25 protein-coding genes and 1 other RNA gene are annotated in these 26,969 nt (G+C 45.5%); 13 read left to right on the top strand and 13 right to left on the bottom strand.

Annotated elements, in window-relative coordinates; all coding sequences use genetic code 11:
• Position 1: 1 nt before the first annotated feature.
• Complete coding sequence (locus F0364_RS12125) at positions 2–1,444, top strand: hypothetical protein (protein ID WP_153798054.1); 1,443 nt, start codon at positions 2–4, stop codon at positions 1,442–1,444.
• Between the two features lie 213 nt (positions 1,445–1,657).
• On the opposite strand, the gene F0364_RS12120 is transcribed toward F0364_RS12125, so the two are convergent.
• Together F0364_RS12120 and F0364_RS12115 are read right to left on the bottom strand one after the other, a co-directional pair.
• Positions 1,658–1,987: a DMT family protein gene (locus F0364_RS12120; protein ID WP_153798053.1), complete on the bottom strand. Its 330-nt coding sequence runs from the start codon at positions 1,985–1,987 to the stop codon at positions 1,658–1,660.
• Between the two features lie 20 nt (positions 1,988–2,007).
• Complete coding sequence (locus tag F0364_RS12115; protein ID WP_153798052.1) at positions 2,008–2,445, bottom strand: hypothetical protein; 438 nt, start codon at positions 2,443–2,445, stop codon at positions 2,008–2,010.
• A gap of 123 nt (positions 2,446–2,568) precedes the next feature.
• Here F0364_RS12115 and F0364_RS12110 point away from each other — a divergent pair, with 123 nt between their 5' ends.
• Positions 2,569–3,600 carry a DUF4421 domain-containing protein gene (locus tag F0364_RS12110; RefSeq protein ID WP_207632639.1) on the top strand — a complete coding sequence of 344 codons (1,032 nt, stop codon included), beginning with the start codon at positions 2,569–2,571 and terminating at the stop codon, positions 3,598–3,600.
• 180 nt (positions 3,601–3,780) lie between these two features.
• Here F0364_RS12110 and fsa read toward each other — a convergent pair whose 3' ends face one another.
• Together fsa and ffs are read right to left on the bottom strand one after the other, a co-directional pair.
• The gene (gene fsa, locus F0364_RS12105; RefSeq protein ID WP_153798050.1) at positions 3,781–4,431 is read right to left on the bottom strand and encodes a fructose-6-phosphate aldolase; all 651 of its coding nucleotides are present in this window, start codon (positions 4,429–4,431) and stop codon (positions 3,781–3,783) included.
• Between the two features lie 80 nt (positions 4,432–4,511).
• An RNA gene (ffs, locus tag F0364_RS12100) (signal recognition particle sRNA small type) lies at positions 4,512–4,611 on the bottom strand.
• Positions 4,612–4,752: 141 nt separating this feature from the next.
• Here ffs and F0364_RS12095 point away from each other — a divergent pair.
• On the top strand, positions 4,753–5,163 hold the full coding sequence (locus F0364_RS12095) for a DUF3997 domain-containing protein (RefSeq protein WP_207632638.1): 411 nt from the start codon (positions 4,753–4,755) through the stop codon (positions 5,161–5,163).
• 182 nt (positions 5,164–5,345) lie between these two features.
• Here the strand turns inward: F0364_RS12095 and F0364_RS12090 are convergent, their stop codons facing one another.
• Together F0364_RS12090 and F0364_RS12085 are read right to left on the bottom strand one after the other, a co-directional pair.
• The gene (locus tag F0364_RS12090) at positions 5,346–7,580 is read right to left on the bottom strand and encodes a cation:proton antiporter domain-containing protein (protein WP_153798048.1); all 2,235 of its coding nucleotides are present in this window, start codon (positions 7,578–7,580) and stop codon (positions 5,346–5,348) included.
• A gap of 252 nt (positions 7,581–7,832) precedes the next feature.
• A complete protein-coding gene (locus F0364_RS12085; RefSeq protein ID WP_153798047.1) occupies positions 7,833–8,309 on the bottom strand; it encodes a YkgJ family cysteine cluster protein in 477 nt (158 codons plus the stop codon).
• Between the two features lie 106 nt (positions 8,310–8,415).
• Here F0364_RS12085 and F0364_RS12080 point away from each other — a divergent pair, with 106 nt between their 5' ends.
• The 4 genes from F0364_RS12080 to F0364_RS12065 all read left to right on the top strand — a co-directional run bounded on the left by F0364_RS12080 (position 8,416) and on the right by F0364_RS12065 (position 13,343).
• Entirely contained in the window at positions 8,416–9,357 is a 942-nt protein-coding gene (locus F0364_RS12080) for a sterol desaturase family protein (protein ID WP_153798046.1), read from the top strand.
• A 101-nt stretch (positions 9,358–9,458) separates the two neighbouring features.
• On the top strand, positions 9,459–10,790 hold the full coding sequence (locus tag F0364_RS12075; RefSeq protein ID WP_153798045.1) for a 4Fe-4S dicluster domain-containing protein: 1,332 nt from the start codon (positions 9,459–9,461) through the stop codon (positions 10,788–10,790).
• Positions 10,791–11,059: 269 nt separating this feature from the next.
• Complete coding sequence (locus F0364_RS12070) at positions 11,060–12,817, top strand: glycoside hydrolase family 9 protein (RefSeq protein WP_153798044.1); 1,758 nt, start codon at positions 11,060–11,062, stop codon at positions 12,815–12,817.
• A 241-nt stretch (positions 12,818–13,058) separates the two neighbouring features.
• Positions 13,059–13,343 carry a DciA family protein gene (locus tag F0364_RS12065; RefSeq protein ID WP_153798043.1) on the top strand — a complete coding sequence of 95 codons (285 nt, stop codon included), beginning with the start codon at positions 13,059–13,061 and terminating at the stop codon, positions 13,341–13,343.
• Here F0364_RS12065 and F0364_RS12060 read toward each other — a convergent pair.
• The 6 genes from F0364_RS12060 to F0364_RS12035 all read right to left on the bottom strand — a co-directional run bounded on the left by F0364_RS12060 (position 13,340) and on the right by F0364_RS12035 (position 18,161).
• A complete protein-coding gene (locus F0364_RS12060; protein ID WP_153798042.1) occupies positions 13,340–13,801 on the bottom strand; it encodes a CBS domain-containing protein in 462 nt (153 codons plus the stop codon). The genes F0364_RS12065 and F0364_RS12060 overlap by 4 nt on opposite strands.
• Before the next feature lie 102 nt (positions 13,802–13,903).
• Positions 13,904–14,950, bottom strand: coding sequence for an ABC transporter permease (locus F0364_RS12055; RefSeq protein WP_153798041.1), 1,047 nt, complete (start codon positions 14,948–14,950; stop codon positions 13,904–13,906).
• Positions 14,951–15,005: 55 nt separating this feature from the next.
• The gene (locus tag F0364_RS12050) at positions 15,006–15,395 is read right to left on the bottom strand and encodes a VOC family protein (protein WP_153798040.1); all 390 of its coding nucleotides are present in this window, start codon (positions 15,393–15,395) and stop codon (positions 15,006–15,008) included.
• Positions 15,396–15,404: 9 nt separating this feature from the next.
• Positions 15,405–15,662, bottom strand: a complete 258-nt coding sequence (locus tag F0364_RS12045; RefSeq protein ID WP_153798039.1) for a hypothetical protein — start codon at positions 15,660–15,662, stop codon at positions 15,405–15,407.
• Positions 15,663–15,818: 156 nt separating this feature from the next.
• Positions 15,819–16,661: a mechanosensitive ion channel family protein gene (locus tag F0364_RS12040; RefSeq protein WP_207632637.1), complete on the bottom strand. Its 843-nt coding sequence runs from the start codon at positions 16,659–16,661 to the stop codon at positions 15,819–15,821.
• A gap of 243 nt (positions 16,662–16,904) precedes the next feature.
• Positions 16,905–18,161 (bottom strand): aminotransferase class I/II-fold pyridoxal phosphate-dependent enzyme, encoded by a 1,257-nt coding sequence (locus F0364_RS12035; RefSeq protein WP_153798038.1) that lies wholly within the window; start codon positions 18,159–18,161, stop codon positions 16,905–16,907.
• A 416-nt stretch (positions 18,162–18,577) separates the two neighbouring features.
• Here F0364_RS12035 and pafA point away from each other — a divergent pair, with 416 nt between their 5' ends.
• From pafA to F0364_RS12020, 3 genes are all read left to right on the top strand, one after another.
• Positions 18,578–20,230, top strand: a complete 1,653-nt coding sequence (gene pafA / locus F0364_RS12030; RefSeq protein ID WP_153798037.1) for an alkaline phosphatase PafA — start codon at positions 18,578–18,580, stop codon at positions 20,228–20,230.
• A 523-nt stretch (positions 20,231–20,753) separates the two neighbouring features.
• On the top strand, positions 20,754–21,770 hold the full coding sequence (locus F0364_RS12025) for a ligase-associated DNA damage response exonuclease (protein WP_153798036.1): 1,017 nt from the start codon (positions 20,754–20,756) through the stop codon (positions 21,768–21,770).
• Positions 21,771–21,776: 6 nt separating this feature from the next.
• Positions 21,777–23,438: an ATP-dependent DNA ligase gene (locus F0364_RS12020; protein WP_153798035.1), complete on the top strand. Its 1,662-nt coding sequence runs from the start codon at positions 21,777–21,779 to the stop codon at positions 23,436–23,438.
• Between the two features lie 166 nt (positions 23,439–23,604).
• Here the strand turns inward: F0364_RS12020 and F0364_RS12015 are convergent, their stop codons facing one another.
• Positions 23,605–24,507 carry a sugar phosphate nucleotidyltransferase gene (locus tag F0364_RS12015; protein ID WP_153798034.1) on the bottom strand — a complete coding sequence of 301 codons (903 nt, stop codon included), beginning with the start codon at positions 24,505–24,507 and terminating at the stop codon, positions 23,605–23,607.
• Positions 24,508–24,572: 65 nt separating this feature from the next.
• On the opposite strand from F0364_RS12015, the gene F0364_RS12010 reads away from it, so the two are divergent.
• From F0364_RS12010 to F0364_RS12000, 3 genes are read left to right on the top strand one after another with little or no spacing between them, the layout of a single operon-like run.
• Positions 24,573–25,469 carry a 1-aminocyclopropane-1-carboxylate deaminase/D-cysteine desulfhydrase gene (locus tag F0364_RS12010; protein WP_207632636.1) on the top strand — a complete coding sequence of 299 codons (897 nt, stop codon included), beginning with the start codon at positions 24,573–24,575 and terminating at the stop codon, positions 25,467–25,469.
• A gap of 38 nt (positions 25,470–25,507) precedes the next feature.
• Positions 25,508–26,323 (top strand): hypothetical protein, encoded by an 816-nt coding sequence (locus F0364_RS12005; RefSeq protein ID WP_153798032.1) that lies wholly within the window; start codon positions 25,508–25,510, stop codon positions 26,321–26,323.
• Between the two features lie 31 nt (positions 26,324–26,354).
• Positions 26,355–26,615: an acyl-CoA-binding protein gene (locus F0364_RS12000; RefSeq protein ID WP_153798031.1), complete on the top strand. Its 261-nt coding sequence runs from the start codon at positions 26,355–26,357 to the stop codon at positions 26,613–26,615.
• Positions 26,616–26,969: the final 354 nt, after the last annotated feature.

Below are 26,969 nucleotides of genomic sequence, written 5' to 3'. Positions count from 1 at the left end.
TATGAAGACCTATCTGTTACTAAGAAACAACAAAGAATCAGGTCCCTACACCGCCGAAGAGCTGATAAAGGCTGGCTTAAAAGCTTACGACCTTGTGTGGATTGAAGGCAGAAGCACCGCATGGCGCTACCCCAGTGAGGTGGATGAACTAAAAGCCTATGCCCCCGCGGTTGAAGAACAACCTTTTGACCGTTTTTACAAGAAAAAAAATGATGCTGCCAACGCTTCACCTGCATTACCGGATATTCCCAAAAAAGAAAAGCCCAGGTTTCGCATAGCAGCCGCCTGGAAAAAGCTGGACGCAACGCCTGTGCCACAGCCAGTATTAGCTGAAACTACCACACCGGTTGAAACCAAACAAGCGGCGGCGGCCGTAGCCCAGGCTACAGTGGCGCCATCGTGGAAGGAGGTTTACAGCGAATGGAAAACCACACCGGCAACCACGCCAGAGACGGTAAAGCCTACTCATTCAACAAAAGATGCGGCCAGGCTGGAAACAAAATATTCCCAGTCCCTGGACGAAATAAAAGAACGTTATGTAGAAAGCGTTTTAAAACCACGTGCACAAAGGGGATTTAGCCTGGATATAAACGCGAAACAAATTGGGGAAGGTTTGCTGATAGTATTGGTTATCGCTTTTGGCTTATGGATGGTATTTAAGCCAGGCGACAGTAAAGCCGATGAAAATGCTACGGTTGTTGCTGAAAAAACAGCCCCACCAAAAGAACAGCCAAAACCTGTACAGGAACAGGAAGTAACATCCGGTGAAGAAGAAAACCTTCCCCTGCAACAGAGCAGCAACATGACGGTAGAAAGTGCTACCGTAACAGAGCCTGAAACAAACCGTGGCGCCAACGTTATCTCTTTCGACAAGCCTGCACAGCAAAAGAAGCAGGCATCCGCTGCTCCTGCTGTTACAAAAAATAATCTGCCGGCCAGGTATGTTTCTGATGAAACGGCTAATGTTCCGGCCAATGTATCTACACAACCAACTGCAGGCGTAAGAAATACTGTACGGAGAAATACTGCTACCGTTCCAGCCGAAACGGTGCTTGGTAAAAATGCAGTAATAAAAGAAACATCTACAGACGTGCAGAAACAGGCCGTAGCTAATACGCCACCAACATTTAAAAGCGCATCATTTAAATCTGTTGACCAACTGGTAAAAGTTGACCAACTTAACCGCCCCTCCGGCATAGTGCAGGACGTAAAACTGAACCTGCAGAACATGACCAATTCTGTACTTGACCTGGTGGTAGTTGACCTGCAGTATTTTGACAAAAAGGGCTTTTACAAAAAAGGAGAAACGCTGTATATAAAAAATGTTCCTGCCAACAGGGATGTTATCATAAAAACCCCGGACGATCTATCTGCAGCCAACTTAACGTATAAAGTATCGCTGATTAGCTCTGAGCAGAAAGGCCTGTATGTTGTAGCAGACTAATACAATACATTTTACATTATTAACAAACCAGAGATGCCTGCGTAACCGCGGGCATTTTTAGTTATTGCCTTTCTGCACCAAAAAATTAATCAGCAGTTTTAAACCCTGGTTAATACCTAAAGTCTATTTACCTGTAAGTGCAATTTTAGAAACTGATTATAAACTTGCAGCAGGGTTAAATGGGTGTTCCAGCCGGAGGCGGGGGCACCCTCTTTATTTTTTAAAGGCAAAGTAAACCGCACCCAGCAAAAGCAGGAAACTGACCCCATATTTCCAGTGAAACGGTTCCTTCAGGTACAACACAGCAAAAAAGCTAAATACTACCAGCGTTATTACTTCCTGTATCATTTTTAACTGAAACCCATTGATACCTTCCTGGAAGCCGATGCGGTTAGCCGGTATCATGAAACAATACTCAAAAAAAGCGATAGCCCAGCTTACAAGTATGGTTTTCCATAAAGCAACGCCCTGGTGCTTAAGGTGTCCGTACCAGGCAATGGTCATAAAAACATTAGAGCATACTAACAACAAAACTGTGCGCATAGGTAACTGTTGAAATTTAATTAACCGGTGTATTTTCTGCGGCGAAGTGGTTTGGCCTCAAGTTCCTCTATCAAAGCCTCAGGCGCCGGGTTTTTTGTAATGTTAACCGCCACCTGGAACAATACAATAAACAACACCAGTGAAGCTGTTAATTCTTTCCAGGTAATCCAATAACCCCACCAGCTATATATGGCCCCTTTTTCAGGATGGGCGGGCTCATAAATTACCATTACAGCCTCATTTGGCTGATAGCTGCGGAACAAATAGTCCGCATTAACCGCATATTCTTTTTTCTTAACAGAAAAAATAGCTTTATTTACTGCTTTTCCGGATGTGGAATCCGCCATTTTTTTAATAGATGCCTGTATTTGTTCGCCGTTGAAGTAATCCGGCTGGCGGGTAAACAAAACATAAGCTGAGAATACAATAAGATAAAGTGCTATAACCGTTTTATACATCTCCAAAGAATATGAAAAAGCCAAATGTACAACAACTGAACGCTGATTTTGGTATAATAGTAGCTTAACACATTCACACTACTTTGGAAATATATGAATAACATGAAAACTGGCACGGGTTGCATGCTTTTATTGTTAACAGGCATTGTTACAACAGTTAACGGGCAATACCGTAAAGACACAGTAAAAAACCAACCCCAAAAAGCCCACAGCAATCCTATACAAACATTTGACGATAAAATTACAACCAGGGTTTTTATCGGGGACCGTATAAACTCGCTACGAATAAATGGCAGCGGGGAGCGTGGTTATTTCCGCTACAGCCCTAATACCAACTGGAACATGGGTGCAGGCGTTACTTACAGGGCCATTACCCTTAACCTGGGACTTGGACTGTTTGGGCGGGATGCAGATAAAGGTACTACCCGGTTTTTTGACCTTCAGTCTAATATTTACACCCGCAACTGGACGATTGATGCAATATGGCAAACCTACAAAGGCTTTTATATCCGTGAAAAAGGTATTGTGCCGGGCACGGCGTATTACACTAACCCGGATTTACGCGTTACCGTTGTGGGCGGCGGTATCTGGCGCATATTTAATGGCGAAAATTTTTCGTACCGGGCAGCCATGACGCAAAATGAATGGCAGAAAAAATCAGCAGGATCTGTATTGGCAGGCTTTACAGCCTATTACGGCAGTGTAAACGCGGCAGGCCTGCTTATACCGGAAGGCATGCCATCTACCATACCTCAAAACTGCGTAACCGGTATCCATTTTTTTAAGGCCGGGCCGGGTGTTTCCTATGCTTACACGTATGTTTACGACGAACATTTTTTTGCCACCGGCGGGCTGGCTACCACCCTGGAAGTTGGTACGGCAAGAGAATTTACTGACACTGCTACCCTGGATAAATTTAATATTGCCCCTAACGCAACATTCAGGCTGGCAGCAGGATACAACAGCGAAAAATGGAATATACAACTGGCGCTGGTAAACAGTTCTGTAGCTATCCACGGGCAATCTGAAGCATTGTCTTACCGCATTACCAGCGGCAACTTCAGGTTAACCCTTGCCAGGAGATTTACACCCAATCCCAAAACAAAGGAATTGCTTAAACCTGTAGATGATAAATTGAATGAAATGGAACAGTAAAAAAGCATTTTTATGGGCCCGGCAGGAGGTGGTACTATGAGGCGTCCCTTGCGTCGCACACTTGTACGACATATTTTCATGGCAACATCCACCTTACTTCAATCACTTACTTATACTACCCCAGCAAAAACAAACGCCCCGCTTAAACAGGGCGCTGTGTATAAACTTGAGCTTGATTTCTTACATTTTCTTCGCGTCTTCCAAAAATTTGGCGAGGCCAATATCTGTCAGCGGGTGTTTCAGCAGGCCCATAATAGGCTCCAGCGGGCAGGTGCAAACATGGGCGCCCAACTCAGCGGCACGAATAATGTGCAGCGGGTTACGGATAGATGCGGCCAGTATTTCTGTTTTAAAGCCCTGCACTTTATAAATACGGGCTATCTGTCCAATAAGTTCCATTCCATCCCAGCCACTGTCATCAATACGGCCAAGAAACGGAGAAACATATTTAGCGCCGGCCTTAGCTGCCAATATTGCCTGGCCTGCAGAAAACACCAGCGTACAGTTAGTTTTAATACCGTTATCAGTAAACCATTTAATGGCTTTTACCCCTTCTTTTATCATGGGCACTTTAACAACGATGTTTGGATGAATAGCGGCAAGTTTCTTGCCTTCTTCAACAATTGTATCAAAACTGGTGGTAAGCACTTCGGCGCTTACATCGCCATCAACTATATCGCAAATAGCTTTGTAGTGATTGGTTATAGCTTCTTCACCTTTGATGCCTTCTTTGGCCATCAGTGAAGGGTTTGTGGTAACACCATCTAAAATACCTAAGTCGTTTGCTTCTTTAATTTGAGAGAGATTTCCAGTGTCTATAAAAAACTTCATACTATAAAGGGGATATATAATGTGGTCATCATACCGGCAATCATTATGTAGGCGTGAATCGTCACATCAAGGTTAGAAAAAATCGGCAGGCTTATTACATCGCACCGCTACAACCGCCTACTCTTGCTGCATTCCTGCCCTGGGAGGGTTCAGCAGGAGCTGGTCGTGTAAGACCTGCCGGGCGCAAAGATAAGGGTTGAAGTTTTTTCTCAATTGATTTTTTTGAGAAGAATTTTAAACATTGTTTAAAGTTAAAATCCGGCACGGTTATCTCTGCATGTAATTGCCCGGCATTTTTAACCCGGCACTAAAACCATCACCTTGAAAGCAAGTACATCCGTTATACCTTTTGCCATTGTGTTATCTGTAATTAGTTTCTGTGCCTGCGTAAGCAATTCCGGCTCAACCATTATAACCGGCGGTTATAAAGCCACATGGACTAAGGCAATTATAACCCGCAGCATCTACAAAAATGAAAGCCTTGTACCGGCTTATGTATTTGCCGTGGGCCACAACAATAAATTCATCTTCGCCAAACAACACCCGGTTGCGGAGTATGCATCAAAGCCGGATACCTCGGTTACCAATTATTATCTTATTGAAATAACGGATGGTGAATTTCAAAACAAGCCTGTGCATGGGCCATTAACGAAAGGTGCATTTGACAGCCTTTGCAGCAACCTTAAAGTAACTGAAGTTTTGTTTAATATGCAGTATGATGAAAACCCATAAGCCTTAATCTACATGGTGGGAAAAGCTGAAAAAAGTTATACAGCATAATGGCTGCCGGATTGAAACGGAAACCCCGCTGAGGCCCTTGTGCACTGGATTTTGCGGCGGAGTTGCAGTGAAAAGCCGGGACTGCAGTATCATTAAAGCTTCCCCTGCCGAAAGCCCAAAAGTATTTGCTTACTCTATGAATCGAGGGTATATATCTCTTTAATTTTACGCCTGTTACCCACCAGCCAAACCACATCATCCCATTCAAAAACAGTGTCTGACGCCGGGTTTAAAATCCGCTCATTGTTACGCTCAATACCTACCACAAGGCCATCGGTTTTTTCCCTTATGCCAGACCTTCGTATAGACTGGCCCTTAAGCCTTGTATGTTCATCAATAACAATGCTCATAAGGCCAATGTTTTCGGTGTCTTCTTCCGGCATATTCATCCAGCTTACGTTGATGCCTTCAATAACGGGTTTAAACTGCTGCAGTTGCTGGTCTGTAGCAAGAACGCCAATCCTGTCGTAAGGAAACAGTTTTTCAAACCTTGATGGCGCATGCAAAATTTTTCCGGCCCTGTCAATAAAAGCTACGTTAATGCCATACTGTTCCCGCCAGGCAAGTTCTTCCAGTGTTTTGCCCGTAAAATCTGCGTGGGCGCCAACCGTAAAGTCAACAATATGCGCATCCCAAAAGTTAAGGGATTTGGCATTTTCCTCTATCTCTTTCTGGTTAAGGTTATGCAGGAAACGGGTTTGAATACGGTTATAAAATTTCTCCAGCTTTTGCCGGAAAATGTACAGTATAATGGGCATAACAATAAGCGCCCCAACAAAGGCTACCTGTACCGAAAAAAGCCTGCGCAACAAAAAGCCCAGCAGCAGCACAGCTATTATGTTACGCGATACTTCCAGCAACACCAGCGGGCCGTGGTTATACTTACTGTCAAGCCACAGTTGCGTATAGGCAGAGCTATGAATTTTTTTAGCTGTTAATGCCCATAAAAAAGGCATCATAAAAGCCAGCGCAACAATAGCCGTTGCCACTTTTGCCGTTAGCGGGTTTTGCAGTTTGGCCTCAATGAAAGGCGCAGCATACTGCGATACCAGCAATATACAGGCAATAATGATAACAGAGTTTAACAATATCAATTGCAGGTAACTTCTAACTACGATGCGCCAGTCGCTTTCGCTCTGCAGGGTTTGCATATTAGAGCTGTAACGGTTAAGCCCATACACCCATTTGGCAGGCAGTGTTTTTTCTAAAAACTGGTGCAAAGGCTCGGCAAGCCGCATCATATAAGGTGTGGTAAAAGTGGTAATAACAGAAACGCCCACCGCTATGGGGTACAGGTAATTGCTGGTAACTTTTAAGGACAGGCCAAGGTTGGCGATAATAAAAGAGAACTCCCCTATCTGGCTCATACTGGTGCCGGCCTGCACAGATTGTTTTAAAGGCTGGCCTGATAATAAAGCACCCAGGCTAACAAAAATAGTTTTGCCAAAAACAACAGCCAACGTAAGAATAAGTACGGGTATGGCATGCTCCAAAAGCAGGTCGGGCTTAATGAGCATACCTACCGATATAAAAAACACGGCGCCAAACAAATCTTTTACCGATGCAAGCTGATGCTCAATTTTTTCTGCCTGCGGCGTTTCTGCAAGTATAGAGCCCATGATAAATGCGCCAAGCGCCGATGAAAAGCCAACACTGCCTGCCAGCAGCACCATACCCAGGCATAGTGCCAGCGACACGATTAACAGCGTTTCGCTGGTAAGTAATTTGGAGGTGCGCTTTAAAAAAGTGGGCAATAAAAATATGCCCGACAAAAACCAAAGGCTTAAAAAAAACACCAGCTTAAAAATGGAAAAAATCATTTCTTTCCCCTCAAACTGCTTGCTTACCGCCACGGTTGACAGTAATACCATTAACAATATGGCCACCAGGTCTTCTATAACCAGCACACCTAATACCAGGTTGGCAAACTTCCTGGTTTTAAGGCCAAGCTCATCAAATGCGCGGAAGATGATAGTGGTAGAAGAAATTGAAATAATACCTCCGAGAAATATACAGTCGAGCATAGGCCAACCCATTAACCTGCCTGCAAAAAAGCCCAATGCAAACATGCAGCTAATTTCAGTAAGGCCGGTAACAGCGGCACTGCCGCCTACCTTAACCAGCTTTTTAAAACTAAACTCAAGGCCCAGGGCAAACAGCAGGAATATAACGCCAATATCGGCCCAGGTACGGATACCTTCTATTTCTGTAATGGTGGGAAATAGCTTAAAATTAGGGCCTATTAAAAACCCTGCTATCACATAACCCAATACAACCGGCTGCTTTAGCCTTTTAAAGATTAAAGTAACAATACCGGCCGCAGCAAGTATTAGCGCAAGGTCTTTTATAAGATGAGGTATATGCGTCATAGGCAGTTCGTTCAAAAATAAGAAACTCGTACAAACAGCCTAATAAAACAACGTGCCCGCCTTTGTATTGTATTTTTTTGATGGGTATTCTGGTTGTAACAAGAATACTTATGGGCCCGGCAGCAGGAACTACTATGGGGCTTTGGTTGCGTCGCACTCTTGTACGGCTGATAATTCTATTCGGCATGGTGGAACAGCTTTGTTATACGTGGGCAGGCTGTATAACAAAAAGGCAAAATCCAGCCTGGCAACCTATTCCCCCAGCCTTTCCAGCACATAATATACAATCGGGCAAAAGCTGGAGTTTTTTAAGGTTATATTCTGGCGCTTGATAAGCACATCTTCATCCGTGTAGGGAAACCGCTCACAGTCCGATGGCCGTACCTCGTAGATGCCGCAAAAATTGTCAGCTCCTAAAAATGGGCAGGGTGATTGCTTTACTACGTAATCGCCATCATCATCCAGCCGCAGGTAAGTTTCTATAAAATTACCCTCCCGCATGCCCAGGTGCTTACTGATGCGTTTGATATCCGGCGTTTTAAAACGTGGGGAATAGTTCTTGCAACAGGCTGCGCAGCTAAGACAGTCAATTTTTTCAAAAGCCTCTTCATGCAGTTGCGGTAAGCGTTTCAGCAACTTATTTTTATCTGCACGCTGCAGCAATTTTTTGTATTCTTTCTGCTTTTCTGCAGAACGCTTTTGCCAGTTGTCTAATTTTACTTCTGTCATTACATAATATTCGCTAAGCCACACAAATATTCAGTTGCCTGTCTTAACATTCAATTTCGGGCTAAGAAGGCTATTTTTGCAAAAATAGACAAATTAAACCCTTGGCATGGAAGCTGTAAAAGAACAATGGCTTATACTCATATCCACCCCGGTTTATGTCCTCATCATCGGCCTTGAGTTGTTGCTGTCTCATATCGGGCACAAAAAAGCCTACACTTTTAAAGATACCGTAACCAACATTTACCTCATGTTGCTCAACTCCGGTATTGACTTGCTGTTCAGGGCCATTTACATGGGGCTTATCCTTCAGTATTTTTACGAGCACCGCATTATGGAATGGCGCCAGCCCATTAGTTACTGGCTGTTGCTGCTGCTGGCAGAAGATTTCATTTACTACTGGCTGCACCGGTTTGACCATGAGATACGCTTTTTCTGGGCTACCCATGTAACGCATCACAGTTCAGAAAAACTCAATTTCAGTGTAGGTTTCAGGTCTTCAGTTTTTCAGCCGTTGTACCGCTTTATGTATTTTATCCCGCTGGCCTGGCTGGGCTTTAACCCGGTTGACATTGTGTTCATGTATTCCGCCACCCAAATATGGGGCATATTTGTGCATACGGAAATGATAAAGAAAATGGGCTGGCTGGAGCACATATTAATCACACCATCCCACCATCGTGTGCATCATGCTTCCAATCCAAAATACCTCGATAAAAATATGGGTATGTTCCTGGTGGTGTGGGATAAGCTTTTCGGCACTTTTCAACCGGAGTTACCTGAAGAAGAGTACCAGCCCATTAAATACGGGCTTACCAAAAACATAGAAAATCCCAATGCGGTAAACATTGTTTTTCACGAGTGGGACCAAATGTGGCAGGACGTACAACAGGATGGCATCAGCATGCAGGATAAATTTAATTACTTGTTTGGCCCACCCGGGTGGAGCCACGATGGCAGCAGGCTTACCAGCGAAGAAATGCGGCAACAGGAAGATGAATCAGGCCTGGGCAGCGATACACCCGCAAGCATCCCCATACCTTCAAGATAACTTTATTGCTATGGGATGCGTTAAAAAATACAGCGCATTTGCAGGGCCATGGCGCATCCTTTCATTCATCTCTGCTATCTTAGCATATCAACTATTGCCGTATGCACATTTTACAGGAAGCCTTGTTTATTATTATAGCAGCTTTGGCTGTATGGCTGTTTATAAAAAAAGCAGGCGAAATAAAAAGGAACATTTTTTTGGGCAGGGATGAAGACCTTGATGACAACCCTCAGCAACGTTGGAAAAACGTATTGCTGCTTGCCTTTGGCCAAAAGAAAATGTTTAAGAACCCGCTGGTGGCCGTCATGCATTTTGTTATCTATGCCGGCTTTCTCATCATTAACCTGGAAGTGCTGGAAATTGTGCTGGATGGCATTCTCGGCAAACACCGCCTGTTTGCGGAACCATTAGGCCCCGTGTACAAATGGCTCATTAATGCCTTTGAGTTTTTGGCAGTTGGCGTAATTGTCGTTTGCGTTGTTTTCCTGGTTAGAAGAAACATCATCAGGCTGCGGCGCTTTATCAGCAAAGACCTGGATGGCTGGCCGCGCAGCGATGCCAACTATATATTACTTACAGAAATACTGCTGATGTGCCTGTTTCTTACCATGAACGCTGCCGACACATTGCTGCAGCAACGGGCCTACGGCGAGTATGCAGAATACCTTACCGGCAATTTCGCTTTTTCGCAGCTTTTACACCCTTTACTTAACAGCCTTGGCAATAACGCCCTTGTAGCTGTTGAGCGCACCTGCTGGTGGCTGCATATTATTGGCATTTTCGCATTCTTAAACTACCTGCCCTACAGCAAACACCTGCATATTATACTGGCTTTCCCCAATGCGTATTATGCCCGTATAAAGCCTGTCGGTAAAATGCACAACATGCCCGAAATTCAGCAGGAAGTATTGTATGCCATGCAGCCTGAAATGGTGCCGCCTGCCGATGCTGCGGCACAGGAACAACATAAAAAATTTGGCGCTAAGGATGTTTTTGATCTAAGCTGGAAAAACCTGCTGGATGCTTACAGTTGCACTGAATGCGGCCGTTGTTCTGCCGCCTGCCCGGCCAACATTACCGGCAAAGCGCTTAGCCCCCGTACGATAATGATGAAAACCCGCGACCGTGCTGAAGAAATTGGAAAAAACATTAATACCAACAAGCAGTTTGTTGATGATAACAAAACGTTGCTACGCGACTATATTACCGAAGAAGAATTACGTGCCTGCACTACCTGCAATGCATGTGTGGAAGAATGCCCGGTCAGCATCAGCCCATTAGATATTATTTACCAGTTGCGCCGCTACCTGGTAATGGAGGAAAGTAATGCCCCGCAGGAATGGAACAGCATGTTCAGTAACACAGAGAATAATTTTGCACCATGGAAACTATCGCCTGACGAGCGGGATAAATGGGCAGAAGAAATGGCCTGAGTTTTTTATGGGCCCGTCAGCAGGAACACCCCATCCCCCTGAAGGGGAGTTTAGCTTTTACATAATGAAAGCATTTTAATGAGCCCGGCAGCGGGAACTATTATGGGGCTTTACTTGCGTCGCACTCTTGTACGGTTGGATTCGCTACGCAGCTTTTCAGCCCTGGTAGTATGTGTTTCTCCCGCCTCCGGCGCCAGAAACTTTTTGAGTGCTTAAAGTAATGTTGGTTTTTCTATCATTTTCACGATTAAACCTTGCAGTTAACACCAATGAAATGCACCCTTTTATTTGCAGCAATCACTGGCAGCCTGTTCTCCATTGCAAATGCGCAAACAGGCACAGAAAACATCAGGCTAAACCAGTTGGGCTTCTACCCTTCCGCACCAAAGATAGCCATCATAACAGGCCGGGATGCCAGCCGTTTTTATGTGCTGGATGTACTGTCTTCTGATACGGCTTTTAGCGGCGAAACCAGCGCACCGGTTAAATCAGCCAATTCATCCATCAGTACACAAGCTGCTGATTTTTCCGTGCTGCATAAGCCAGGCAATTATAAAATTTTTGTGCCCGGTATAGGCTATTCCTACAACTTCAAAATAAAGAACAATGTATTGCGTGATGCCGCCGTTTCATCGCTAAAGGGCTTTTATTACCAGCGGGTATCCATGCCGCTGGAGGCTGCTTATGCCGGCAAGTGGGCAAGGCCTGCCGGCCACCCGGATACGGAAGTGCTTATCCATCCTTCCGCGGCAACAGCAAAGAAACCCGCAGGTACAAAGATTTCTTCACCGGGCGGCTGGTATGATGCAGGAGACTACAACAAGTACATTGTTAATTCCGGCATTACCATGGGCACATTGCTATCCGCTTATGAAGATTTTCCTGCATATTTTGATACACTACATACCAACATACACGGCAGCAACGACCAGCTACCGGATATACTCAACGAAATAATTTACAATTTGCGCTGGATGCTTACGATGCAGGATGCCGATGACGGCGGCGTATATAATAAGTGTACCAACGCGGCATTTGACGGTATGGTGATGCCCGGCGTTACTACACTGCCCCGCTATGTGGTACAAAAAGGCACGGCCGCTACGCTTGACTTTGCAGCCGTAACAGCGCAGGCTGCACGGATACTTAAAAAGTTCAGCACTCAATTACCCGGCCTTGCAGACAGTTGCCTTAAAGCTTCTCAATATGCCTGGCAATGGGCTTTACAATATCCTTCACTGGCATACAACCAGGACAGTATTAACCAACTTTACGAGCCTAAAATATCCACTGGCGGGTATGGCGACCGCCGCTTTACTGATGAATGGTTTTGGGCAGCCTGCGAGTTGTATATATCTACCGGCGCCGAACAATATTATACCGTAGCTAAAAAGAAGCAGGCCCCAACTTTATCCCTGCCCACCTGGAGCAATGTTTACCTGCTGGGTTGTTATTCTTTAAGCAGGCATAGTGCAGTTCTTACATCACATACAAATGACATTGCCATCATCAGGCGGCAACTAACAACTTTTGCAGACGGATATTTGCAGCACATTGCACCATCCGCTTTTAAAACAGCCATGGGCGGCAGTAGCCGGGACTTTAACTGGGGCAGCAACAGCAATGCAGCCAACCAGGGCATTGCCCTGGTAAATGCATGGCTTATCACCCAAAACAGCAAGTACCTGCATGCGGCATTAACCAACCTTGATTATATACTTGGCCGCAATGCTACGGGTTATTGCTTTGTAACCGGGCTGGGCAGCAAAAGCACCATGCACCCACACCACCGCCCCTCCATAGCCGATGGTATTGATGAACCGGTACCCGGGCTGCTGGCCGGCGGCCCCAACCCCGGCATGCAGGATAAATGCAGCTATGCTTTTACAGAACCGGAGACCGCTTACAGCGATACAGACTGCTCTTATGCCAGCAACGAAATAGCTATTAACTGGAACGCCCCGCTGGTGTACCTGGCCAATGCGATGGAGGCCCTGCAACATTCGTTATCCGCGAATGCTGAATGATGGGTAAATGCAAGCTACCCGGGCTAAAAAGCTGCGTAGCGAATCCAACCGCACAAGAGTGCGACGCAAGTAAAGCCCCATAGTAGTTCCTGCTGCCGGGCCCATAAAAAAATTTTCATCATCCAAAAGCTAAATTCGCCTTCAAGGGATGGGGGTGTTCCCGCTGCCGGGGCCATAAAAATAACTCCACATTTTTTGCACTATGCTTTACGGGCAACGCACATATAGCTACTTTTACAATATGGCTCAACTGCATATTGGCGACGCGATAAAAACATTTTTGAATAAAAGCACTTCGATAAAGAATGGCGTGCGTGCTGTACAAATAGAAACCGTGTGGGAAGAACTGATGGGCAAAACCATTGCCAAGTACACAGATAAAATACAGATTGTTAACCAAACACTTTTTATACAAACCGCTGCAGGCCCGTTAAAACAGGAACTGTTGTACCAGAAGAATAAGATTATTGAGAGAGTTAACGAGGCTATGGGTGAAAGAGTAATTACGGAAGTCGTTATACGCTAAATCCAGTAGTGCATGTATTCGCCAGAAGTATCTGTTTGAGTAATTACGCCGTCTGCAACATTTTTAAGGTCTTTGTCTCTCATCGCTTCACGCATAAGATCGTGAATAGTTATTACGCCAATAAAATCAAAATCCTGAAACACAGGCAGGTACCTGCTCTTACAGCCATTCATCATAATCATGGCTTTTTCAACGGTAGTGGATGCATCAAGAACCGGTAAATCGTTGGTCATGATTTCTTTTACCCTGGTTGATGTGGAGTTCCTGTTCTGAAGAATCACTTTACGGGCATAATCCCTTTCAGAGAGGATGCCGGCATAATTTCCGTTTTCCATTACAATAACATAGCTGAGGTTATTGCATTGCATTAAGGAGAGTGATTCCAGCACAGTCGCGTCAGCATCAATGTAATTAAAGTGGGGACCCTTGTTGTCAAGGATATGCTTTACGGTGCGCATAGGAATTAATTTTAATGTGTATAGTTAAGTTACGAAACTTATGATACAATTAAACAAAAGCACTTTGATTATATCATTTTAACAATAAAATTATGTAGCTGTTTATGCCGGTTTAACACGGGGATCAACCACCCTGTACAATACATCTGCCAAGAGATTTACAAATACAAAAAACAAAGCTGTTAACAACACGCTACCCATTACCACAGGAAAGTCTAATTTTTCCAAAGCATCTACTGTCACTTTGCCAATACCTTTCCACCCAAAAATATATTCTACAAAAAAAGCCCCTGCCAGCAGCTCTGCAAACCAGCCTGTAACGGCGGTTATAACCGGGTTAAGGGCATTGCGCAGCGCATGCTTCCATATTATTCTTTTAGCAGTTAAGCCTTTGGCATAAGCGGTGCGTATATAATCCTGGTCAAGCACATCCAGCATGGCGCTGCGGGTTAGCTGTGTTATAATGGCCAATGGCCTTATGCCCAGTGTAAGCGCAGGCAATATTAAATTTTGCAGTTGCAACTGGCGGCCATTGAAAGGGTCCACTTCGTAAAGGCTGCCCGTCATGTGCAGGCCTGTATAACCGCTTACCACAAATCCAAACAAATAAGCCATGATGATACCCACAAAAAATGATGGGGCCGATATGCCCAGCACGCTGGCGAATATGGAGGAAGTGTCCCAAATGCTGTGCTGCTTTACGGCCGCCAGTACACCCAACGGTATGCCAATAAGCACAGCAATAAACATTGCTGCCGATGTCAGGACGAGTGTACCGGGCAATGCTTCCATCAACACTTCGGATACATTTTTTTTTGTTTGATAAGAGCGGCGCAGGTAAGGCAGCTTTATTGCGAATTTTGTATCTCCACCAATGAAAATGCCTTTCAGTTGTTTGGATGCTATTTCTTCTTTACTATGAAATGATACAGGAGATACATCCTTGAGGTACAGCAAAAATTGTTGCCATTTGGGTTTATCCAAGGCCAGTTCTTTTCTGATGTTTTCAATGGTGGCTTTGTCGCCGGTCTGCCCGATAACCAGCCGCACAGGATCGCCGAAGCCGATAAACAAAAGGAATACCAGCACAATAACGCCCGCCAGCACCAGCAGTCCATAAAGCATTCTTTTTATAATAAATTGAACCACTATTTTATCTGATTTTTTCGATTATCCTGAAACTATAAATAATACGGCAACATCTCTATTCCGTTATTTCAATACGGTTGTATTCAGGGTCTGCTACCACGCTTTCGTAATACCCGTCGCCGGTAGTCCTGGGCTCTCCTTTAACGGCATAGCCATCCTGCCTTAAACGTTCTGTAAGTGCATCCACCTGCTCTTTACTGCCTACGGAAATAGCGAAGTGTACCAGCCCCCTGTATTCATCCAGCAGTTCATTCATATTATCTGCCAGGTGCGGCTTATGCATCAGCTCTAAACGGCAGCCACCGGAAAAGCTGATGAAGTAAGAGGTGAATTTTTTTACAGGGTTGTGGTATTTCTCACCAGCCTTGCCCCCAAAATAAGTGACGTAAAAATCTTTCATCTTTTCCAGGTCAGCGCAATAAATGGCAATGTGTTCTATATGCATCAGGCTTAATTAAGTAATGATAAGTATGTAAACGAAAATAACGAAGATGGCCGCTTCTCCAATCCATATATAGTGCACTTTTTCTCTAAATATCAATCTCAGCAGCACATCAACACATAAAGCTGCTATCGCCAGTATCAATAATCCCAGACCCATTATTCCCTTCGCTTCTCCGGGAACATGGGTAAATACAGCTAAATAAATAAAACCGGTTACTGCAGCCAGGAACAGCAGCGCAAACGGCGTTATCTTCTTCAAGTATTTCATGCCTCAAAGCTAATGCTGCTTGTAATATGTAAGGTGTTAGATGTGGGATGTACGATGTAAACTCATTCCTGGTAACCTAAACAAATACAACTCTGCCAAACATAAAAAGCCCGCCACTTTAAAGCGGCAGGCTTTACAATTTCAATACATATTAACCTATGATTTAGTAATGATTACCCTGTGCGGTGTGGGGCCTTGTATGCCGGCTGCATCCCAGGCTTTTTTAACTACTTCCTGCGCACCAAAAAATACATCCCAGTAATCTTCCTGTTTGGCATAAGGGCGAATGGCCAGCGTTGTCATGCCATCGCCAACCTTGGTTACCGTTACGCCGGGCTCTGGTGTTTTTATTACTTTAGGCAGCTTTAGCATGGCATCTATAGCGGTAAGCCTGGCGTTGTCAATGTCCTGGTCGGGTGCAATGGCCATAGTAATATCTACCCGCAGGCTGCCGCTGGCGGTATAGTTTATAATGGTACCTGTAGATACCGGCCCGTTTGGCAGTATCACAGTTTTGTTATCGGGCGATAGCAATATGGTGTTAAAAATGCCCAGTTCTTTTACAGTGCCCGTTTGCCCCTGCGCTTCAACCAGGTCGCCTACTTTAAATGGCTTAAAAATCAACATCATTACACCGCCGGCAAAATTACCCAGCGAGCCATTGAGGGCGCCGCCAATAGCTATGCCCATACCGGCAAGCAGGGCGCTGAAAGCAATAAGGTTTACGCCCAGCATACCAAATATGGTAAGCAGCAACAAAATGGTAAACAAAGCTTTTACCAGCGAATACAGGAAGGTTTGCAGCGATGGGTCGTAATTCCTGCGCATCATGGCTTTTTGCATAAGCTTTGCCAGCTTACCAATAAGCCACGAACCAATAATGTAAACTACAATAGCCCCCAGTACTTTGGGTGCGTATTCAATAGCCATGTCTTTAATCTTGTAAGCAAACGAAGTTGTTTCGGCAGTGATGTCGCCAATTTGCAGAAGGATTCCCATAGAAGGTAGTTTTAGATTGTTTCAACAACAAGATAAGTTATTTAATTCCTGCTTGCAAGTGAGAGTTACCGGTTTGTTGACGCGTAAAAAGGTGACATGATTACAGCGATGAAAAGTTGGTTAATAAAGTTTGCTGCCGCCCTAAAGCTGCCAGCTACCAGCAACAAAAAGGCCCTCCTGCAAGGAAGGCCCTGAATAAACTATACGAAGCGGCACTAAAACAAACGAGTTACCAGCAACCTGCTACGCTTCTGCCATATCGGGTATTGCCTCTACCTTGTAGGCGCCGGCATCCAGCTTGGCTTTGGTCTCGCTAAAGGCTTTAATGGTAGCATCAATATCAGCATCTGTATGCGCCGCGGTAGGTATCAGCCTGTAAATAATATGTCCCCTGGGTATTACCGGGTACACTACTATGGAGCAGAATATGCCATAATTTTCCCTCAGGTCCATTACCATAGCCGTGGCTTCTTCAACTCCGCCCTTCATATAAACCGGGGTAACCATGGTGTTGGTTTTACCAATGTCAAAACCATTGTCTTTTAAGCCTTGTTGCAGCCGCAGAGCGTTGTGCCATAGTTTTTCCCTGAGTTCCGGCATGGTGCGCAGCATTTGCAAACGTTTAAGGTTGCCCAGCACAATTGGCATGGGCAGGCTCTTGGCAAAAATTTGTGAGCGTATGTTGTACCTTATGTAGTCTATAATCACTTTAGGGCCGGCAAGAAAAGCACCTATAGAAGCCATGGATTTGGCAAAGGTTGAAAAATAAAGGTCAATACCATCCTGGCAGCCCTGTGCTTCTCCGGCGCCCATGCCTGTTTCGCCAAGAGTACCAAAACCATGCGCATCATCTGCCAGCAGCCTAAACTGGTATTTGCTTTTCAACGCTATAATTTCTTTCAGTATACCCTGGTCTCCTGCCATACCAAACACACCTTCGGTAATTACCAGTATGCCACCCCTGCCCTGTTTATCAATTAAAGCGGTGGCCCGCTCCAGTTGTTTGTCAAAGTCGGCAATATCGTTGTGCTTAAATACATAACGGTGGCCGGGGTGCAGGCGCAGGCCGTCAATAATGCAGGCATGGCTTTCGGCGTCGTAAACAATTACATCGTGCCTGCCGCAAAGCGCATCGATGGCGCTCATTATACCCTGGTAGCCGTAGTTAAGCAGTATGGCATCTTCCTTTTGTTCAAACTCGGCCAGCTCTTTTTCCAGTTGTTCATGATGGTTGGTATTACCACTCATCATCCTTGCGCCCATCGGGCTGGCAAGGCCGTACTGCACACTCGCTTCACCGTCAACTTTACGTATATCGGGGTGGTTGGCCAGGCCCAGGTAATTGTTCAGGCTCCACACTACCACATCTTTTCCCCGAAATTTCATGCGGCTGCCTATTTCGCCTTCCAGTTTGGGAAAAGCAAAATAGCCATGTGCTCTTTCACGGTGCTGGCCAATAGGGCCATAGTTCTGGATAAGTCTTTCGAAAATATCAGCCATATTTTAGTTATAGTTTTTTAACTGTTGCCGGTTGCCTGTTACCAGGTACCGGTTTTATATGGCGGCCCTGTGAAAAGGCCACACGTTGTTGTTGAAGTGTTTTTTATGTACCCGGCATCAGGAACATGTATGAGGCTTTACTTGCGTCGCACTCTTCTGCGTTCTGTCCGCTATTCGGCTTTTCAGCCCTGGTATAATTCCCGGCACAACAACCATTGCCTTCACTTTTCATACGCTAAGCTCACTGCTCACAGCCCATAACTCACCATCTATCTTCCCCCTGCCAAATTCCGCAAAAATAACCGATTCAGGGTAAAAGGAATACAGGTTTTGTCCACGCCCTGTGCATTCACCTTTTGTTAACGATTAATACATATCTTCAACCCCTACATTTGTTCCTTAATTTACAACGCACAATGAAGAACTGTCTTGCTTTTTTGTTTTCCCTGCTCTTTATTGGGGCCAATGCCCAAACCACTGCTAAAAAGGCCGCTGAAACCGGCATTACCAGGCCCAAACTTGTTGTAGGTATTGTAATTGACCAGATGCGCTGGGATTATCTTTACCGCTATTACGACGTATTTAAACCCACAGGCGGTTTTAAACGTTTTTTGAACGATGGCTTTTCCTGCGAAAACACTTTTATACCTTATACACCTACTTATACCGCCGCCGGGCATGCCTGCGTATACACAGGTTCTGTTCCATCCATTCACGGCATCATGGGCAATGGTTGGTACGATAATATTCACCGTGCCGAGGTTTATTGCGCAGACGATTCAACAGTCCAGGTAGTAGGCAGCGGTAACCTGGCTGCCGGCGCCATGAGCCCCCGCAACATGCTTACCACCACCATTACGGATGAATTGAGAATTGCTTCCAACTTCCAGAGCAAGGTAATCGGTATTTCCCTGAAAGACCGGGGCGCCATTTTGCCGGCAGGCCACTCTGCCAACGCGGCTTTCTGGTACGATACAAAATCCGGCAACTTTATCTCCAGCACTTACTACATGAATGTGCTGCCTGAATGGATGCAGCAGTTTAACAGCAAGAAAGTTGTTGACTCCCTGTACCAGCTTAACTGGACACCCTCGCTGGCCAGGGAAGTTTACGACCAGTACTGCACAGATGATGATAAACCTTACGAAGGCAAACCCTTTGGCACAACCACTTCCGCAATGCCTTACGACCTTAGCAAATACACCGGGCAGGATTATGGCAAAATATTCACTACGCCACATGGCAACACACTGTTAGCTGAAGCGGCCAAAACCGCCGTAACCAGCGAACACCTTGGCAAGGGCAGCGCTACAGATTTTCTTACAGTCAGCTTTTCTTCGCCCGATGCTATTGGCCATACTTTTGGGCCCAACTCCTGGGAGCAACTGGATGATTATGCAAGGCTTGATGAAACCATCGGCAAGTTCTTCGACTTCCTGGATGCCACTGTAGGCAAAGGACAATGGACAGTATTCCTTACCGCAGACCATGCGGTTGCCCATGTACCTGGTTTTATGAAAGAAAACAAACTGCCCGCAGGCACTATTGACGATGGCGGCCTTGCCAAATACATGAACCAGGTGTTAAAGGAAAAGTTTGGAAGGGACAATATCATTACCGGCATCTATAACTACCAGGTGTATCTGAACCACCCGCTCATTAACTCGTCTGACCTTAATGAAAAAGATATAACCCGCTGGATAGTTGATTATACCGGCAAGCTTGATGCGGTATCCATATCGTTCCCGTTAAGCGAACTGATGGCAACCCCCATGAACCCGATGCTGAAAGAACGTTTTGCCAACAGCTACCTGCCCAGCCGCAGCGGTGATATACAGCTTGTTTTAAAGCCAGGTTACATGGACGGGGGGCCTACCGGCACCACTCATGGATTATGGAATCCTTATGACGCCCATATCCCGCTGTTGTGGTATGGCTGGGGCATACGCAAAGGCAAAACCAATGCAGAAACCTACATGACGGATATTTCAGCTACCGTTGCCGCCCTGCTGCATATACAAATGCCTAATGGCTGTGTTGGCCAGGTAATTGAAGATGTGTTTAAATAGGTCGCTGATTGGGGGATTATAATGATGAAATGATTTACCTAACGCAATAACAGGCCAATAGTTTTATAAGATAAAGATGGCAACCTTTAATGGGGTGTCATCTTTTTTATTGAAAGTCTGGAGCGTATGGCAAAGTGTATATTAGTTTAAGGTGTTGCTTAACTGTGTTCTCCGCCTACAGCCAGGTAACGAAAAAACAGCATGCTGCACCACCGGGTGAGGGATTGAAGCGGAAAGCCCACAGCCACGAGGTACGAGTGGCGAGGACTTGCAGCACAACCTTCGTCAAAGCAACTAAATGTTGCTTTGACGAAGGTTGCGAACGCAGCTCTGCCCGACCCCTTGCGCAGCTTGGGGGCACCCCCAAAAAAATGTATGATGTACGATGTGGGATGTGACGTAATGGACATGCCCCTCCTTCACCCCATTTATCACTCACTACTCGCCTTGGTAATCCAATGCGTAACTTTATACAGTTGGCCGGCAGTAAGCATATCCGGCATAATCTTTTCATACCATAAGTATGGCGTTAATTGAGTTTAGTAACCGTGGATTGTATTGCCCACCGGGTGATTTTTATATTGACCCATGGAAGCCTGTAAACAAGGCTGTTATTACACATGCCCATAGCGACCATGCCCGCCCGGGCAGCGCTTATTACCTATGCCACCACCTTACCAAACCATTGCTGCAAGCCAGGCTGGGCGACAATAATTATGAAAGCAGCGGTTGGCATGAACCTATTTCAATCAACGGCGTTAAACTATCCCTGCACCCTGCCGGCCATATTATTGGCTCAAGCCAGGTTAGGGTGGAATATAACAATGAAGTGTGGGTGGTAAGTGGTGATTACAAAACAGAAAACGATGGTATCAGCGGCGCATTTGAACCTGTAAAATGCCATGTTTTTATCACCGAATCAACTTTTGGGCTACCCATTTATACATGGAAAAAACAGGAAGCTATTTACAGCGATATACGCCAGTGGATAATGTATAACAAGGCCCAAAAGAAAACCAGTGTATTGATAGCCTATAGCCTGGGAAAGGCCCAGCGTGTATTAAACGCGATAGCGCCACTGAACGAAACCGTTTACCTGCATGGCGCCATATACAACATGCACCAGGCATTGCTTTCAGCCGGGCTGCAGCTACCTGCGGTTGAACGCATTACACCAGATACACCCAAAGAAAAATTAAGGTCTGCTATTGTGATTGCACCCCCCAGTGCAGATGGCACTCCGTGGATGAAACGGTTTAATCCCTACAGCGTGGGTGTTTGCAGCGGTTGGATGCAGGTGCGTGGTAACGTACGCAGGCGCAATGTGGACGCGGGTTTTGTTTTAAGCGACCACGCAGACTGGAACGGACTGTTAAGTGCCGTAAAAGCCACAGGCGCAGAAAAAGTGTACGTAACACATGGCTTTCAATCTGCCTTTAGCCGTTACCTGAACGAGCAGGGTTTATGGAGTGCCGAAGTAAAAACAGAGTACGGTGGAGAGGAAGAAACTGACGAAACTATAATAAAAGAAGAAGCCTGACTAAGCATGCAGGAAAACGACGACATACTACCCATTACGGCGCTGCCACAAACAGGGTTTAAAGCGTTTGCCATGCTGGTAACCACGCTTGGCACCAGCACAAAAACCAACGACAAGCTGGATGCGCTGGGCAAATACTTTAATACAGCACCTGCAAAAGACAGGGTTTGGGTAATAGCTTTATTCAGCGGCAGAAGGCCAAAACGAATGGTAAGCTCAACCCTGCTGGTACAGTGGTGTGTAGCGCTTATACAACAGCCGGTATGGATGTTTGAGGAATGTTATCACACCGTTGGCGACCTTGCGGAAACAATCGCGTTGCTGTTACCGGAAACGGATACCCTAGAAGGAAGCGGTAAGAGCCTTGCCTGGTACCTTGAGCAGGTAAGCAGACTGGAAAAGGCAGACGAAGCAGACAGAAAGCTGTTTGTTGTAAACAACTGGCTTGAAATGAACAGGGAAGAACGGTTTGTATTTAACAAGTTGCTTACCGGGGGCTTCAGGATTGGCGTATCGCAAAAGATGATGGTAAATGCATTGGCGAAATCGGTGGAACTGGAACCATCTGTTATAGCACACCGCATTAGCGGTAACTGGAACCCTGCCACCACCTCTTTTGAGGAACTGTTAAGCGAACATGCAGCTACAACGGATTATTCGAAACCTTACCCTTTTTACCTGGCCTACCAACTGGAAGATGACGTAAGCACTTTGGGGGAACCGCATGAATGGCAGGCGGAATGGAAATGGGACGGCATACGCGGCCAGCTTATTAAACGCAATGACCAGTTGTTTGTGTGGAGCCGCGGCGAAGAACTGATGACGGAAAAATTTCCTGAATACGAAGTGCTGCGGGATTTATTGCCCAATGGCGTGGCGCTGGATGGCGAAATAATACCCGCTGTTGGCGGTCAACCCTTGCCATTTGCATTACTGCAAACAAGGATAGGGCGTAAAAACATTACCAAAAAGCAACTGCAGGAAGCCCCGATTTGCTTTTTCTGCTATGACCTGCTGGAATACAACCATGAAGACTGGCGGAACAACCCGCTAACAGAACGAAGGGCCCAACTGGAAGAACTGGTTACAAAAGCGGGCCATACAGCATTGCAGCTTTCACCTTTGATTTTTTACAGTACGTGGGATGACCTGATTGAAATAAGAAGGCAATCCCGCGACTACTATGCAGAGGGGCTGATGCTGAAAAGAAAGTCATCGGCTTACCAGGTTGGCCGCAAAGTTGGCGACTGGTGGAAATGGAAAGTTGACCCCTTTACCATTGACGCTGTAATGATTTATGCCCAAAAGGGCCATGGCAGGCGAAGCAACCTGTACACTGATTATACTTTTGCCGTAAAGGATGGAGATAAACTGGTATCGTTTACCAAAGCTTATTCCGGTTTAACGGATAAAGAGTTTGCCCAGGTAGATGCTTTTGTAAAAAGAAACTCGCTGGAAAAATTCGGGCCGGTACGCACGGTAAAACCAGAACTTGTTTTCGAGATAGCATTTGAAGGCATTGCTGCCAGCAACCGTCACAAAAGCGGGGTGGCATTAAGGTTTCCACGTATTAGCAGGTGGAGAAAAGACAAAAAGCCTGACGAGATAAACACACTGGAAGATTTACAGAAAATGCTGCTGTTGTATGGGCAAAAAACAGTTGGCTAAACGCCATTACTACCAGGGCTGAAAAGCCGCCCAGAGAACAGAACGATGAAAGGATTGGGACGCAACGGAGATGCCACAGGGTATTGTCGCTGGTACCATAAACCGGCAGCGCCTAACAGAATGTTGCAAGCAGCCACGGTGGCTGCCTGCAACATGTAAAATTAAATCAAGCCCACAAATTAGATGGGTACACACCAGAGCCGGTAAGCGCATCTATATTAGCCTGCACAACCGGCGCATCTTCTTTATAAGTTACGCCAAACCACTTAGAACTGGTGGGAACGATTTCAATAACGCCCTGGCCTGTCTTAATAAAATGATCGGCCATCTTTGGCATCAGGAATTCTGATTTGGGGTCCTGTATGTTAGCGTCAAGAAAACTGTCGAATTCCTTTTCGCACAAGTCTATAAAGTTGGAATCAAAACAGAAAAAGTTCATGCTCACTTTGGTATCAGAAGGCAGTTCGGTAAGCACATTATTTTCTTCGTACACAATGCGGCTGCCGTCTTTAAAAATCTTCAGGCGCTCATCTATGGCGGTCATTTCATTTTTATCGTTGATGGAAATAACGCCGCGGCTAACGCTGCCATTTTCGCTCAATGTATTCTCCAGTTCGTAACCTACCACCGCGTATGTAGTGGGGTTGCAATGCGTAGTTAAAAACTGGTAAGCTTTTACAAAAGAGTCGGCGCCGTAAAAATCATCGGCGTTTATTACAGCAAAGGGCTCATTTACCGTTCCCTTGCAGCAAAGGATAGCATGGGCAGTTCCCCAGGGTTTAACCCTTTCAGTGGGTATTACCCTGTCGCCAACAAATTTATCCAGTTGCTGGTATACGTAGGCGGTTTCAATTTTGCCCGCCAGCTTAGGTTCAAATATGGCTTTAAAGTTTTCAGCAAAATCTTCACGTATGATGAACACAACTTTTTTAAACCCGGCTTTAATAGCATCATAAATAGAATAGTCCATAATCGTTTCGCCGGAAGGGCCAAATGATTGTGTTTGTTTCATACTTCCGTACCTGCTGGCCATGCCGGCCGCAAGTATTACAAGAGTTGGTTGCTGCATATTCTTTATTTTTAAAACTTTGCGAATCTAAAGGATTCAATATAAGAGACCAATATTATTTTAACATGATGCACACAGGCAAACTGCAACCCGATAACATTGTTACACAGCCGGTAAAAGCGGCATGGTTGCAGGAAAAAAGCGTTGAGCTTTATGTACTGCGCCTGGACAAAATACATGCCGTTGTAAGCGGCAACAAATGGTTTAAGCTAAAGCATTACCTGCAGGATGCCGTAGAAAAACAATGCAAACATATCGCCACTTTTGGCGGCGCATGGTCAAACCACATTGTAGCTACCGCCTATGCCGCCATGCAACAAAATTTAAGCAGCACCGGCATAATAAGAGGTGAAGAACCCGCGATATACTCCAACACCCTGCAACAGGCAAAACTTTTTGGTATGCAACTGCATTTTGTAAGCCGCGAAGCTTACAGGAACAAAGAACTTATTAAAAGGGATTTTCCAGGCGGCTATTTTATTAACGAAGGCGGCTATGGGCCGCCCGGCGCTAAAGGCGCCGCAGAAATTTTAGAACATGCCGCCAATCCAGGCTGTTACACGCACATTTTCTGCGCTGTTGGCACCGGCACCATGTTGGCGGGGTTAAGCCTTGCTGTGCAACCGCACCAGCAATTAACAGGCATAAGCGTATTAAAAAACAATACAACCCTTTATAGCGAAGTGCTGGCGCTTAGCGGTAAAAATAATTTCACCATACTGCACGATTACAGTTTTGGCGGCTATGCCCGCCATACTCCCCAACTGCTGGCGTACATGACAGACGTTTGGAACCGTTATCACGTACCAACGGATATTGTTTACACATCCAAAACATTCTATGCCATAGAGCACCTGGTAACAACCAACCAGGTACCCAAAGGCGCTAAAATACTCATGGTGCACAGCGGCGGCCTGCAGGGAAATTTATCTTTACCCGCCGGCGCCTTACCATTTTTATAACGGGGCATACCTTTATATTTGCGAACAATTTTTTACTGATGTTGAGACAGGTGCTTTTGCTTTTGGTTATCGTTTTTTCCCTCTTCACCCTTCATGCACAGGAGGCGCCACCGGCCCAGGCTCCACTGCCGGCCTTTGGCGTAGGAAACCTGGGTAAAAACCGCATACGCGTAGATTGGAAAAACCCATTTGGCGAAAGTCTTATTCAACTGAATGTGCAACGCTCTGTTGACAGCCTCAAAAACTTCAGGACGGTATTCTCCACCCCTTCTCCCGAACTTCCTGAAAACGGTTTTATAGACACCAAGGTTTTCGGCAAAATGTATTACCGCATTTTCTATGTGCTCAGCGGCGGCGCTTATTACTTTACCAGGCCTAAAAAAGCAGCGCAGGGTTTTGAAGACACCCTGCTTACCCAGCAAATATCCAGCGAACGCAAAACCGTTACCGTACATGTAAGAAACAGTGTGCATGCCGTTCTTACCTACGATGAGTTTGTACGGTTTAAAGATTCCATAGTTAACCAAACCATGGACAGCCTTTTCTTTTTAAACGACAGCAGTGTAATGGTAAAGCCTTACGTGCAGCAGGGTGCATGGGTACCATCGCCCTATATTTTTACCAACAAGCAGGGTTACATAAGCATATTTATACCTGACGCTGCACAGAAAAAATACCGCATTGTTTTTTTTGACGAAGCCGGCAACAAACTGTTTACCATACCGCACCTTACAGAACCCGACCTGGTGCTTGACAAAGCCAACTTTTTGCATGCGGGATGGTTTAGTTTTGAGTTATACGAAAACGAAAAACTAAAAGAGCGCAATAAGTTTTATCTGCAAAAAGAATTTTAGACTTTTGCATAAGCAACCAAACTATACCGATATGATGGAACTGAAGGCCCTTTTTGAAAAAGCTGCCGGCGAAAGCAAACAACTAAGCCAAAAACCCAGTAATGAAATACTGCTGCAATTATACTCCCTTTACAAGCAGGCTACCGAGGGCGATGCCACAGAAGATAATGAGCCCACCAACCCGTTTGATTTTATAGCCAAAGCAAAGTTCAGCGCCTGGCAGGGCGTTAAAGGCAAAACCAAAGACGAAGCCATGCGTGAATACATTGCGCTGGTAGAAAAGCTGAAGTAGCAATGCCTGCGGCCTCGCAGAAATTTTTTGATACCGGCTGTTGTACTTTGTGGCATCTTCGTTGCGTCGCAATCCTTTCATCGGCTGGTACTTTGGGCGTCTTTTCAGACCCGGGTAGGAAAATCGTGAGTGGTGAATGGTGAATGGTGAGTGGTGAATAGTGAGTGGTGAGCACACTTCATTTACGTCGTACATCCCACATCTAACATCTTACATAAAAAAGGTACTTCGTACTTCTCCCTTCGTACTTGCTTACATCGTACATCCCACATCATACATCTAACATATTACAGGTACTTCGTAACTCGTACTTGTTTTGCATCGTACATCCCACATCTAACATCTTACATATTT

It is taken from the genome of Foetidibacter luteolus (genome assembly GCF_009650435.1).
Classification (GTDB): Bacteria; Bacteroidota; Bacteroidia; order Chitinophagales; family Chitinophagaceae; genus Foetidibacter; species Foetidibacter luteolus.
Note: the sequence above shows the minus strand (reverse complement) of the source record. Positions and strands in the feature narration are given on the sequence as shown.